Annotated in this window: 14 protein-coding genes and 1 pseudogene; 8 read left to right on the top strand and 7 right to left on the bottom strand. The window is 65.7% G+C overall.

All coding sequences use genetic code 11. From position 1 onward, the window contains the following. Positions 1–35: 35 nt before the first annotated feature. Positions 36–1481, bottom strand: a complete 1446-nt coding sequence (gene chrA / locus J2126_RS18185) for a chromate efflux transporter (protein ID WP_209488259.1) — start codon at positions 1479–1481, stop codon at positions 36–38. A 31-nt stretch (positions 1482–1512) separates the two neighbouring features. Continuing rightward, positions 1513–2502 carry a chromate resistance protein ChrB domain-containing protein gene (locus J2126_RS18190; RefSeq protein WP_209488260.1) on the bottom strand — a complete coding sequence of 330 codons (990 nt, stop codon included), beginning with the start codon at positions 2500–2502 and terminating at the stop codon, positions 1513–1515. A 120-nt stretch (positions 2503–2622) separates the two neighbouring features. On the opposite strand from J2126_RS18190, the gene J2126_RS18195 reads away from it, so the two are divergent. Both J2126_RS18195 and J2126_RS18200 read left to right on the top strand, forming a co-directional pair. Next, positions 2623–3069 carry a chromate resistance protein ChrB domain-containing protein gene (locus tag J2126_RS18195; RefSeq protein ID WP_209488261.1) on the top strand — a complete coding sequence of 149 codons (447 nt, stop codon included), beginning with the start codon at positions 2623–2625 and terminating at the stop codon, positions 3067–3069. Positions 3070–3085: 16 nt separating this feature from the next. Beyond that, positions 3086–4318, top strand: a complete 1233-nt coding sequence (locus J2126_RS18200; protein WP_348634335.1) for an MFS transporter — start codon at positions 3086–3088, stop codon at positions 4316–4318. A gap of 23 nt (positions 4319–4341) precedes the next feature. Here J2126_RS18200 and J2126_RS18205 read toward each other — a convergent pair whose 3' ends face one another. The 4 genes from J2126_RS18205 to J2126_RS18220 form a co-directional block, all read right to left on the bottom strand. Further along, a complete protein-coding gene (locus tag J2126_RS18205; RefSeq protein WP_209488263.1) occupies positions 4342–5046 on the bottom strand; it encodes a hypothetical protein in 705 nt (234 codons plus the stop codon). A gap of 46 nt (positions 5047–5092) precedes the next feature. After that, positions 5093–5527: a YqaA family protein gene (locus tag J2126_RS18210; protein ID WP_209488264.1), complete on the bottom strand. Its 435-nt coding sequence runs from the start codon at positions 5525–5527 to the stop codon at positions 5093–5095. A 35-nt stretch (positions 5528–5562) separates the two neighbouring features. Next, on the bottom strand, positions 5563–6885 hold the full coding sequence (locus tag J2126_RS18215; RefSeq protein ID WP_209488265.1) for an MFS transporter: 1323 nt from the start codon (positions 6883–6885) through the stop codon (positions 5563–5565). Between the two features lie 114 nt (positions 6886–6999). Then, the gene (locus tag J2126_RS18220; RefSeq protein WP_209488266.1) at positions 7000–7281 is read right to left on the bottom strand and encodes a metal-sensing transcriptional repressor; all 282 of its coding nucleotides are present in this window, start codon (positions 7279–7281) and stop codon (positions 7000–7002) included. A gap of 101 nt (positions 7282–7382) precedes the next feature. Here J2126_RS18220 and J2126_RS18225 point away from each other — a divergent pair, with 101 nt between their 5' ends. The 6 genes and pseudogenes from J2126_RS18225 to J2126_RS18250 all read left to right on the top strand — a co-directional run bounded on the left by J2126_RS18225 (position 7383) and on the right by J2126_RS18250 (position 11546). Further along, the gene (locus J2126_RS18225; protein ID WP_209488267.1) at positions 7383–7772 is read left to right on the top strand and encodes a hypothetical protein; all 390 of its coding nucleotides are present in this window, start codon (positions 7383–7385) and stop codon (positions 7770–7772) included. 48 nt (positions 7773–7820) lie between these two features. Next, a complete protein-coding gene (locus J2126_RS18230; protein WP_209488268.1) occupies positions 7821–8552 on the top strand; it encodes a HupE/UreJ family protein in 732 nt (243 codons plus the stop codon). Positions 8553–8572: 20 nt separating this feature from the next. Continuing rightward, on the top strand, positions 8573–9229 hold the full coding sequence (locus tag J2126_RS18235; protein ID WP_209488269.1) for a transmembrane anchor protein: 657 nt from the start codon (positions 8573–8575) through the stop codon (positions 9227–9229). 355 nt (positions 9230–9584) lie between these two features. Beyond that, positions 9585–10709 carry an AAA family ATPase gene (locus J2126_RS18240; protein WP_209488270.1) on the top strand — a complete coding sequence of 375 codons (1125 nt, stop codon included), beginning with the start codon at positions 9585–9587 and terminating at the stop codon, positions 10707–10709. A 221-nt stretch (positions 10710–10930) separates the two neighbouring features. After that, positions 10931–11221 (top strand): annotated as a pseudogene (locus J2126_RS18245) (integrase core domain-containing protein); the annotation flags it as partial. A 172-nt stretch (positions 11222–11393) separates the two neighbouring features. Next, positions 11394–11546, top strand: a complete 153-nt coding sequence (locus tag J2126_RS18250; protein WP_209488271.1) for a hypothetical protein — start codon at positions 11394–11396, stop codon at positions 11544–11546. Between the two features lie 142 nt (positions 11547–11688). On the opposite strand, the gene J2126_RS18255 is transcribed toward J2126_RS18250, so the two are convergent. Further along, a complete protein-coding gene (locus tag J2126_RS18255; RefSeq protein WP_209488272.1) occupies positions 11689–12480 on the bottom strand; it encodes a phytanoyl-CoA dioxygenase family protein in 792 nt (263 codons plus the stop codon). Positions 12481–12611: the final 131 nt, after the last annotated feature.

Below are 12611 nucleotides of genomic sequence, written 5' to 3' on the forward strand. Positions count from 1 at the left end.
AGAGTAAGAGCGACCAGATTCAGTTCGGAAATACTCTATATGAGCCCACCCGAGAGGCCGTAGAGCAGCCCGAGCACTGAGCAGCCTGCCAGGACCGTCAGCATGCCGAGGTGAAAGCGGAAGACGGCGACGACGGCGGCAAGAGTGAGGATCAGGGACGCTGGGCGGATCGAGGACAACACCGGCACCTCCAGCCCCAGCCCCAGCGCATTTAGCGTCGTGCTCTCGCCGAACAGCACGTGCATGGCGAACCACACTGCGAGGTTGAGGATCACCCCCACCACCGCGGCCGTGATCGCGGCCAGTGCCGTGGACAGCGCCTTGTTGCTGCGCAGGGTCTCCACATAGGGCGCGCCGATGAAGATCCACAGGAAGCAGGGCACGAACGTCACCCAGGTGGTGAGCAGCCCGCCGAGGGTGCCGGCCAGAAGCGGCGAAAGGCTGCCGGGATCACGGTAGGCGCCCAGGAAGCCGACGAACTGCACCACCATGATCAGCGGGCCGGGCGTGGTCTCAGCCATGCCGAGGCCGTCCAGCATCTCGCCGGGCTTGAGCCAGCCATAGGAGTCCACCGCTTGCTGGGCCACATAGGTGAGCACCGCATAGGCGCCGCCGAAAGTGACCACCGCCATCTTGGAGAAGAACACCGCAATGTCGCCGAAGGCATTGCCGGGGCCGAGCAGGAGCACCAGGGCCGCCACCGGCACCAGCCAGAGCGCGAGGAAGATGGCGCCGATCTTGAAGGACCAGCTGGCCGGCGGCCGGGCATGGTCGGGGACCTCTTCGCCGAGGGCTGTGTCGGCATCGGCCACCTGCGTCGCGCCGAACTTCGCGTGCCCCTTGCGCGGCTGGAATGCCGCCAGTTCGGCCCGCCCGCCGACATAGCCAATCACGCCGGCGGCGAGGACGACCAGCGGGAACGGCACCTGGAACACGAACAGGGCGATGAAGGCGCTGGCGGCAAGAGCCACCATCACGTTGTTCCTCAGTGCCCGCCTGCCGATCCGGGACACGGCCTCCAGCACGATGGCGAGCACCGCCGCCTTGAGGCCGAAGAACAGCGCCTGCACGGCGGGCACATTGCCGAACAGCACGTAGATCCAGCTGAGCGCCATGATGGCAATCATGCCGGGCAGCACGAACAGGGTGCCGGCGACGAGGCCGCCCTTGGTGCGGTGGAGCAGCCAGCCGATATAGGTGGCGAGTTGCTGCCCCTCCGGGCCGGGCAAGAGCGTGCAGTAGTTGAGGGCGTGCAGGAAGCGCTCCTCGCCGATCCAGCGCTTCTCCTCCACGAGGATGCGATGCATCATCGCGATCTGCCCCGCCGGTCCGCCGAAGCTCAAGGCGGCGACGCGGGCCCAGACGCGGCAGGCTTCGCCAAACGAGATGCCGTGTGCCTTGGGCGCCGTTTGAATGGGCCCCTGATCGGGCACAGCCGTGCCCAGGGCCGGCGCCTCCCGGGCGCCGTCCAGATTGACCATGATGTATCTCCTTGGGTCTACGCGTTTGAGGCTATGGACGCCTGGCGCGGAAATACTGGTAGAGCGTGTCGAACACTCCGGCGCCCTTCACGAGGCGCTGGGCGTCGTCCGGCTCACTCATGGCGATGCCGGCGATGAGGCTTGAGATGCCACCGGCCTCATCGCGGCCGAACTTGCCGTCCTTGAGGTCGATATCGTGGACGATCTCGCCCACCGCCTGAAGGGCGGGATCGGTGAGGCCGGCGCGGCCGAGCAGCACCTCGAAGCTGCAGCGATCGCCCTCGTGGGTGACCTCGCCCTCGAACATGTCGAAGCGCAGCTCCCCGGGCTTCGGTACATAGCCCTTGCCGGGGACGAAGCGGATCTCGGCATCGGGATCGATGAAGCGCCGGATCAGCCAGCCGCAGGCGATGCGGTCCACATGCACGTCGCGCCGCGTCACCCAGACATGCCCCTTGAGCGCGGCGAGAGGGTTGAGATCGGCCGGCAGGGCGGCAGACGGGGATGGCATGGGTGTGTCCTCCGCGGTTCGGGCCTCAAGCTCGAGGATGAGCCCTTCGGCGACGACGCGCCCGGTGGCCTCGAAGAAATCAAGGGAGACAATGTCGGAGAGCCGCCGGCGCAGGCGGCCGATCTGGGACCGCGCATCCGCCCGCTTCTCGCCGCTCGCTTCGGCATCCAGCGCAGCCGTGATGGCGCGGGCGTCCTCTGCAATCGCGGCGTAATCGGTATCGCGCGCGGCGTCGAACAGAGCCCTCACCTGGGCATCCGTCAGGCCGTCCACGAGCCTGGCCTCGCAGACCATGGCCTCACCACCGCCGGCCGCGATTTCCTTCACGAGCCACTGGAAATCTTCCTGCGTCTCGGCCGAGGCCGGCAAGGCGTAGACCGAGCTCTTCACCGCCACGGCACCGATGCCCTGCAGCCGCCGCCAGATCTTGACGCGGAAGTAAGCCGGCTTTGTGGGAAGCTGGTGGATCAGCAGCAGCCAGCGCTGTTCGGTGGCGTCATCGTCGCTCATGAGAAAATCGTATCATCGAGAATATGAAATGCAACACTTGTATCACTAACAATGCCAGCGTAGCGTCTGTTCATGGCTGGCGGAGATCAGAGCCCGCCGTGCCCGGCAAGGAGACGGCTCATGAAATGGATCACCCGCGCCCGCCCGGTCATCGACCGCATCGCCTGCCCCTGGCTGATCGCGCGCTTCATCGACGCGGCGCCGGAATTCCTGTTCGCGCCCCCTGAGGATGTGATCCGCAAGGCCGAGGAGACCGGTGCGACGCCGTTCGACGTGCCTGGCGTGGCGTTCGGTCATGCGGGCGACAAGTGCAGCTTCGACGCCTTTGTGGCGCACTACGGCCTTCAGAGAGATCCGGCCATCGTTGCCCTCGCCGACATCGTGCGCGGGGCCGACACCAGCCGGCCGGACCTCACGCCCCAGTCGGCCGGCCTGCTCGCCATCTCGAAGGGGCTGCGCGAGGTGACGCCCGACGACCACGATCTGCTGAAGCGCGGCTTCGTCATCTACGACGCTCTCTATGCTTGGGCCGGCGGAACTCGCGCGACGTATCCAACTGCCGCCTGAATTGGGAGTTGCGCCAGTGCCCCAGGTTCTGAATCGTCCGGCGGCTGAAGGGCAGGGCCTCTTCTCCCCCGTCTCCTCGCTCTATGCGGCGCGGGCGCTGCGGGATTTCGGCGATGGCTTCGTCGCAGTGCTGCTGCCGGTCTACCTCTCGGCGATCGGCCTCGATGTGTTCCAGATCGGCGTGGTGGCGACCACCGCGCTCCTCGGCTCGGCGCTGATGACCCTCGCCATCGGCTTTTTCGGTCACCGCATCGACCGGCGCACGGTGCTGATCGCCGCCTCCGGACTGATGGTGGCGACCGGCCTCGCCTTCACCCAGTCGGCGAGCTATGGGGCGGTGCTGCTCGTGGCCTTCTGTGGCACCATCAACCCGTCCTCCGGCAGCGTCAGCATCTTCGTGCCGCTGGAGCACGCGGCGCTCTCCCATCTGGTGGCTGACAAGGCGCGGACCTCGGCCTTCGCCCGCTACAGCCTCATGGGCGCGCTGGCGGCGGCGGTGGGTGCGCTCGCCGCCATGGGCCCGGACCTGCTGGCCGACTTCGGCGTGTCGCGCCTCGCCGCCCTGGAAGGGATGTTCGCGCTCTACGCGGTGCTCGGTATCGCGGGCAGCGTCTTCTACAGCCGCATTCCCCGCAGCGCGGCGTCCGCGGAGGCGCGATCCGCCTCCGCGCTGGGCCCCTCCCGTGGCATCGTCTACCGGATGGCCGCCCTGTTCTCCATCGATGCGTTCGCGGGCGGCTTTGCCGTGCAGTCCCTGATGGCGCTGTGGCTGTTCTCGCGCTTCGGCCTGTCCTTGTCGGCCGCCGGCCTGTTCTTCTTCTGGTCGGGTGTCCTTTCCGCCTTTTCCTTCCCGGTGGCGGCCTGGCTGTCGCGGCGCATCGGTCTGGTGAACACCATGGTGTTCACGCACATTCCCTCCAGCCTCTGCCTGATCCTCGCCGCCGTGGTGCCGAGCCTGGAGGCGGCGCTCGGCCTGCTCCTGCTGCGCTCCGCCCTCTCGCAGATGGACGTGCCGACCCGCTCCTCCTTCGTGATGGCGGTGGTGACGCCGCCCGAGCGCGCGGCCGCGGCGAGCATCACCTCGGTGCCGCGCAGCCTCGCCGCGGCCTTGAGCCCCATGCTGGCCGGCGCCCTGTTCGCCGCGGGCTACGAGGCATGGCCATTCATCCTCTGCGGAGCGCTGAAGATCCTCTACGACATCGCGCTGCTCCAGGCCTTCCGGCACATCAAGCCACCGGAAGAGCAATAACAGCGTCCGACGCTCCGGCGGGCTCAGCGGATCAGCGGCCAGAGGCCGAGCAGGATCACCCCCAGCGCCGCGCCGACCTCCAGAATGTACCCGGTTCGAGCCCTCAGGGTTTCTGTGCGGGCCAGCAGCGGCAGGAGCCGCGTGCGCAGCAGCACCGCCAGCAACGGGAACGACGCGACGGTGACGATCATCCCGGCGGCGAAGGTCCCGGAGAGGATAAGACCCGACACCAGGAGGCCGTTGGCGAGCGAATAGGTCATGATGAAGGTGGTCAGCGGGCACGGCACGAGGCCGGTGACGAAGGCGAGCACCGGACCGGACCGGTCATGCGCGTGGGTATGCGGCCGCAGCGCCCGCAACAGCAGCCACAGGCCGATCAGGACGATCAGGATCTGGCTCGCATGCTCCAGCACGGGCGCGCGGCCGGCGCCGCCGATGGTCCGCTGCAGGACGACGAAACCGCCGAGCACCAGCAGCACCGCCGACCCCACATGAGTGAGGATGAGGACGGTGCTGGCGCCGAGTGCGCCCAGAAGGCGGCCGTCTCCCGCATAGTGGGAGGCCAGCACCGCCTTGCCGTGGCCTGGCAGCAGCGCGTGCAGCATGCCGAAGCCGAAAGCCGCGCCGATCAGCGCCGGCAAGCCGCCGACGCCCACCGTGCGCAAGGCGTTCAGCGCGTCCAGCGCGCCACCATAGAGCCAGCGCTGGAGATCAAGGATCGTTCCCATCAGAATGAGCCTTGCTCGCCCGTCATGGCCGCCTTGTGACGGGCCCTCATGCAAGTTGAAGGGTGACGGCGGTCAGGACGAGATAGCGTCCGATCTTGGCGACGAAGACAAGGAGGAGGAACGTCGGCAGCGGCTCGCGCAGTGCGCCGGCGACCACGGTGAGGGGGTCCCCGATGATGGGCACCCAGCTGAGAAGCAGCGACCACTTGCCATAGCGGCCATACCAGTGCTGGGCCCGTGCCAGTCCCGCCTCGCTCACCGGGAACCAATGACGGCCCTTGAACCGCTCGATGCCTCGGCCCAGCAGCCAGTTGATCACGGATCCGAGCACGTTGCCCATGCTTGCGGCAGCGAGCAGCGGGAGCGGCGGGTAGCCGGCAAGGAGGAGCCCCACGAGCACCGCTTCCGACTGCATCGGCAGGATGGTGGCCGCCGCCAGCGCCGTCAGAAACAGGCCGAGATAGATGGGAAGATCGTTCACCTGCCGTCATCTCGGATAGGAGAGAATTAGAGAGATCATGCCGGCCGCGGCCATTCGGGATGGTTGCCGTCGATGACGAAGGCGTGGGCATGGCGCAGACCACCTTCGGCCGCCACGGCATCGGCCAGATGGGGATGGGTGCGGTCCAGCGCGCCGTGGGTATGGGTGAGCACGTCCGGGTCTTCGGCAGGCCACAGCCGCATGGCCGCCAGGACGGCGGCGGTCGCCACGAGCCCGAGCGCCGCGAAGGTGAACGGCAGGCTCACCTTGGCGCCGATCCAGCCGGCGAGGGGATAGGTGAAGAGCCAGCACGCATGGGACAGAGCGAATTGCGCGGCGAACAGCGCCGGGCGATCCTCCGGGTGGGAGGAGCGGCGCAGCAGCCGGCCCGATGGCGTCTGGGCCAGCGAATACCCGAGGCCCAGGGCGAACCACAGCGGCAGCAGGAGCCCGTAGCTCGGAACCCAGGCGCCGATGAATAGCCCAACCGCCAAGACCGAGGCGCCGGCGAGCATCGCGTTCCGGTCGGGAATGGTGTCGAGGAGGCGCGGCAGCAGGAGCGCGGCGATCATGGAGCCCCCGCCAAAGGCGGCAAGCGCCAACGCCGTCGAACTCTGGCCCAGCCCGAACTGGGCCTGCACCAGCACCACGGTGTTGACGATGACCATGGCGCTCGCCGCAGCGACGGCAAGGTTGAGCGCGAGCAGCCCGCGCAAGCGCGGCGTGGCGAGGTAGATGCGCAGGCCCCGCGTCGTGCGGTCGTAGATTCCGCGGCGCTCGGTCGGGATGGGGCTTGGCAGCAGGACCGAGACGACGAGGGCGGCCGAGGCCAGGAAGCCTACCACCGTTCCGGCGAACAGGCTGTGGAAGCCGATGACCGTGAGGAGCGCCGCCGCCAGCATCGGGCTGGCGACGCTTTCGAGGTCATAGGCGAGCCGCGAGAGGGAGAGGGCCTGGGTGTAGTCCTTCTCGACCGGCAGCACGTCGGGGATGGTCGCCTGGAAGGTCGGCGTGAAGGCGGCCGATGCCGACTGCAGCGCGAAGATCAGCACATAGACCTGCCAGACCTCGGTCACGAAGGGCAGCAGCACCGCCACGGCGGCGCGCACGAGATCGAGGCCGACGAGCATTGTCCGCCGCGGCAGGCGCTCGGCGAAGGCCGCCGCCACCGGCGCTACCCCCACATAGGCAATCATCTTGATGGCGAGCGCCGTGCCGAGCACCGCACCGGCATCGGCCCCCGCAAGGTCGTAGGCGAGGAGTCCGAGCGCCACCGTGGCAAGGCCCGTGCCGATGAGGGCGATGACCTGGGCCAGGAAGAGGTGGCGGTAGGTGCGGTTGGCGAGGACGCGCAGCATGGGAGAGGGGCTTTTCCCGTTCACCGTGGAAACAAAGACACATCGTCGGTCACGCCAGCCCCAGCCGGGACGGCGCCCTGCTGGATCAGGTCGGCGAATGAGGGCATGCGGAGCTCACAGGTATTTGGTGATTTCCTTGAACGCGTCGATCGAGCGCCGCTGCTCCCGGGCGAGCGGACCGACGACGTCCTCAAGGCAATGGTCGAGATGGTCCTGGATCAGCGTCTTCTTGGCCTGGGCGATGGCCTTCTCGACCGCCTGAAGTTGCTGGGCGATGTCGAGGCAGGGGCGACCTTGCTCGATCATCTCGATGATGCCCTTGAGATGGCCATCGGCCCGCTTCAGCCGCTTGACGATCTCGGGGTGTGTCTCATGGAGATGGGTCTGCTCGGTCATGGCTTAATGCTATCCCCCTGGAGGGGATATCACAAGCAGCGATGGGGCAGTGATTCTGTCCGACACCGTTTCGTCAGGATTTTCGCGGATTGTCCCTGCGCATGCCGAACTGGACCTTCAGCACCGCCTTTCGCCTCGTCGTCGCGCTCGCGATGACGATCGGCTTGCTGCTGTCGCCCGCCGGCCGCTCCGCCTCCCACGATCCCACCGCGCTGGCGGTCGCCGAGGCCTCGCGCCATGCCGAGCTGGCAGCCCGGATCGCGGATCATGGCCATGTCCATGACGATGGCCAGGAAGACGAGCAGAGCCCCGGCCATGCCCATGGCCACAATCCCGCGGACCATTCGCACGAGACACCGAACACGTTGTCGGTGGTGAACGCGCCCGTTGCGCCCATGGGCCGCGCCTGGCATCCGTATCCGCCAGTCTTTGCCGGTCTCGAAACCTCGTTCCGGCACGAGCGTCCCCCAAAAACCGCCTTCGTCCCATGATCGCGGCCGCTCGCGCGGCCTCCCTCATCAACGAAGAACGGAATTCTCATGCACGGACCTGTCCATCAGGGCCCGCCGCGCGCATGCGCGCGCCGGTGCCTCGCCCTCTCCCTGTTCGCCGCCGTCCTGGCCTTGCCGCTTCTCGCCGGCGCAGCCCTTGCTCACGCCGTCGCCGAAGGCGACAAGGGCTATATCCAGGAAATCACGGGCACCAACATTCTGCCCTTCATCTACCTCGGCGCCAAGCACATGGTGACGGGCTACGACCACATCCTGTTCCTGCTCGGCGTGATCTTCTTCCTCTACAAGATGAAGCACATCGGCATCTATGTGAGCCTGTTCGCGCTCGGCCACTCCACGACCATGCTGCTCGGCGTCTATTTCAACGTCGGCATCAACAGCTACATCATCGACGCCATCATCGGCTTGTCGGTGGTCTACAAGGCGCTCGACAACATGGGCGCCTACCAGCGTTGGTTCGGCTTCCAGCCCAACACCAAGCTTGCGACGCTGATCTTCGGCTTCTTCCACGGCTTCGGCCTGTCCACCAAGATCATCGACTACGACATCTCGCCCGACGGACTCCTGCCGAACCTCCTCGCCTTCAACGTGGGGGTCGAGATCGGCCAACTCCTGGCGCTCGCCGCCATCCTCATCGTCATGGGCTTCTGGCGCAGGACACCGAGCTTCTTCCGCCACGCCTATACCGCCAACGTCGTCATGATGACGGCCGGGTTCGTGCTGATCGGCTATCAGCTCACCGGCTGGTTCGTTTCCTGAGCTTCCCGAAAGGACCAACCATGTACAATACCGACATCCCGACCCGCGCCGAGCTGCCGACCTCCGCCCAGCTTCTGCGCTCCACGTTCATCGCCATCGTCGCCGCGGCGGCGATCCTCGTCTCCATCGTGCTGCCGGCGGAATATGCCATCGATCCGACCGGCATCGGCCGCATGCTGGGGCTCGCCGAGATGGGTGAGATCAAGGCCCAACTCGCAGCAGAGGCGGAGAAGGACCGGACGGCAGGCCAGCAGGGTGCTGTTCCCGTTGCTGTCCCGACGCCTGACCGGCGATCCGGCCTCCTCGACCGGCTCTTCGCCGAACTTCTGATTAGTCCCGCGGCTGCCCAGACAACACCGGCGCACCGCAACGACAAGATGTCCATCACCCTGAAGCCCGGCGAAGGGGCCGAGGTGAAGATGGTGATGGTCCAGGGCGCGAAGGTGAACTTTTCCTGGGCCGTCACCGGCGGCGTCGTGAACTTCGACCTCCATGGCGACGGTGGTGGGCAGGAGACGAGCTACCAGAAGGGCCGCGGCGTGCCGGGGGCGGACGGCGTGCTGGAAGCCGCCTTCGATGGCAACCACGGCTGGTTCTGGCGCAACCGCGGCACTTCGGACGTAACCGTGACGCTGCGCACCAGCGGAAGCTACGCTGAGATCAAGCGGGCGCTCTGAGCGGATAGTGGATAATAGGGGCTCTGCTCAAAAGTGCGGAGCCCCCATTCCTGATGCGCCAAGAGCAGAACTTCGACGCCTGCCCGGAAGCCGACGTTCGAAATGAGGGGCTTGGCTTCGCTACCGGTCGAAGGCTGGCGGTAGTGTGCGATCGGGCAGCACAGCGCCGACCGCCACCTGGAATGCCACCAAAAGCGACCTGTACGACTACGCTATGGGAAATGACCCTATCGCAGCTTGAAACGGCGATCGGTAGGCTCGCTGCAGAACCTGCACTGAGCCCTCGCCATGATAGATGGTTTACAATTATCATTATTGAGTTGACATATGGCGATCGTTTCGCGACAATAACGCCATGTATGTTGACAAATCACTCATCACAGCCCTCATCGACGCCGCGATGTCCGCGGACTACACCGGCGTGCGCCGCATTGGCACCAATATTGCCAAGCTGATGGCCGAGCAGAAGGATCTTGAGGGGGCCAAGGCCCTGCAGACCCTTCTCCGCAAACGCGGCGTGCCGCTTCAGGCCTCAGGGTATGCCGAGGCCCTCCCGCGTGACGCCGGGTCCCGCTTGCCGCTCGTTGAGGAAGGCCAGTGGCCAACCACCCCGGTGATGTTGTCTGGCGAAGCCGGACAGACGGTCTCGCAATTGGTCGAAGATGCGAAAAACATTCACTTGCTGACCGAAAAGGGGGTGTCCTCGCAGCTCAGTATGCTGCTGTACGGACCTCCTGGCACCGGCAAGACACTTCTCGCAAGCTCGATAGCAGCCATGCTGCAGCGGCCGTTTTATGTGGCGCGGCTGGACTCCTTAATTTCGTCGCGCTTGGGCGAAACGGCGAAGAACATCCGCGGCATATTCGAGTTCGTCCCAGCCCGGAATGCGGTGCTGTTCCTGGACGAAATGGATGCCATTGCCAAGCTGCGTGACGACCGGCATGAGCTCGGTGAGCTCAAGCGCGTCGTGAACACGGTCCTGCAGGGACTGGACTCGCTCCCCAACGACGTCGTTACGATCGGAGCCACTAACCATCCGCACCTGCTGGATCCGGCTATTTGGCGCCGCTTCCCATACAAGGTCGAACTTGGACTGCCGAGCGAGGATGTGCGGGGCAGCCTGTGGCTGCATTTCCTTTATCAGGATGACGAGACCAAGCTGAATGATGCACATCTTCTGGCAAGGGCATCGGATGGGTTAAGCGGCGCCGACATCGAGAACATCGCGCTCGCGGTTCGCCGGCGCGCCGTTCTCGGCCATCAGGAGCCAAGCCTCGCGCAGATCTTGATGGCAGTGCAGTCCTCACGCGCGGGCAGCCCGCAGTTGCTCAAAAACCGCGAGCTCGACACGGCCGAGAAGAAGAGCCTGAGCCTCTTTCTGCATGACCAAGGCCGTGTTCGCCCAGGCGACATTGCCGAGATCGTCGGCGTGAGCCGGCAGATGGTCTATCGCTACCTGAAGGAGGCGGGACATGGCTGATCCTCGTAACCCGCTTCTGAAACCGGTCCTGCGCTTTACAAAGGACCCCAAACCCGAGGGGATCACCGGCGGTGGCAAAAACGCCTTCGGCATTAAGGCCGATCGCCTTGATAAGCAGCGCCGCGCGCTCGGATTGCAACTGCGAACGCTAGCAGCGCAGTCCGCTGCTCGGCCAAAATTCAATGGCAAGGTGGTGCTCTATGCCGCCATGTTCGACGACTCAGGGATCGGAGTTCATCAGTCGGGATCTCGACCTGTGGGCCTATCAGAAGGGCGTGGTGCTCGACTTCTCGCGGCCCGGCAAGCCAACGGACAACGGCTTTATCGAGTCGTTCAACGGCAAGCTCCGGGCGGAATGCCTGAACACGCACTGGTTCATGAGCCTTGACGACGCGCGGGCGAAATTGGAGGCTTGGCGTAGAGACTATAACGAGGTCCGGCCGCACAGCGCGATCGGCAACAAGCCGCCGATCGCGCTCATGAATGGCTCTCCGGCATCCCCGCCGGAATGAGCCCTAACCCCGGGATTTTCCAGCTCCGGGTGGCCTAGAAACGGGGAGCGCTTCATAACCCCGGGATTTTCCAGCTCCGGGTGGCCTAGAAACGGGGAGCGCTTCAGAGCAGCGGGCCGCCACCAGCGAGATTGCCGCCAACACCCACCGCGCAGCGCAGGGCGCCACCCAGGTGACGAACAACATGTCGGGCGTGGGCCAGGCCGCCGGCATGACGGGCTCCGCCGCCACCCAGCTCATGAGCCTGTCCTCTGCGCTCTCCGAGCAGTCGCAGGATCTCCAGCGCGAGGTGACGAGCTTCGTCTCCACCCTTCGCGCCGCCTGATCCGCGCCGCATAGAAAAAAGGGCCGGTGTCGCGAGGCGCCGGCCCAATGACGCATGCACTTCAGCCCTCCCCGCGAGCTCAGGGGTTTGCTGCCGTCGGACGCAGAACTTAAAACCGGGGCCGGAAGCTGGCTCGCCTCATTCACGCCGCGAGGCCACAAGCGCGGCGGATGGCAAGCTGGACCGGCGACGGCGGCAGCGAGGGATCGTATTCCGATCGCGGCAATAGCGGAGGCTGCGCTATGAAGCGGGGCTTCTGACCTCGGTGAGGTTGTGCGGCGTGGACGAGGAATGGGTGGCACAGATATGCTGTTCCCGCTGCGCCGACCGCCAGGTCGACCGGACATTCGGCCGTCGAACAATATCCATGCGCCGATAGCTGTCGAAGCGTTGCTCCCCGTTCGCCATATGGCAGGAGCTCTCTGGCTATCGCGAGATGCGAGCCTCTACGAATCCGCGTCGGTGCATCGCTGGGGCTCACATCAGACAGCAGGAAGAGCATCAGCAGCGCGCGACCGCTGCTTTTGACGTTTGCCCTCCATTCCATGAAATCAGGGTTTTCCAAGCCGAAACTCACGTCGACGTGCCAGCCGTCATCGCCCGGCTCATCCGGCGAAGGAAAACGGATAGGGAAGGTGCCGAGGCCGGTCGGAGCCAACCACCGCCCCACTCCGACGAGCTGATCATAGGCGGCGTGGAGGCATCGCGTATTCGCCGCCTCGACGAAGGCAGGCGAGGACTTGAATGGGACCCGGATGACCGGACTCGTCCAGGCCTCCGGGTGATCCGCCGATAGGCCGATTTCGGCCCACAACTCGTCCCTGCATCGCTGTGCGAGATCACGGCCAAAGGCGTCATCAAGCTTCACGTAGCCATTGTCGATAAAGGTCTGCACCTGACTGCCAGTCAGGCCAGGAAAATGATCTTTGGGCATGTCACATATCTCCGCTCGGCGCCGCCTGGGCGCGACGATCTGATCGGCACAACTGCCGCGCACCGGGGCGCTCAGATCAGCGGGAAAAATGTGAAAGCGAACATCATGAGGGGATTGGTTACCATGACACC

Source organism: Xanthobacter flavus (assembly GCF_017875275.1).
GTDB lineage: Bacteria > Pseudomonadota > Alphaproteobacteria > Rhizobiales > Xanthobacteraceae > Xanthobacter > Xanthobacter flavus_A.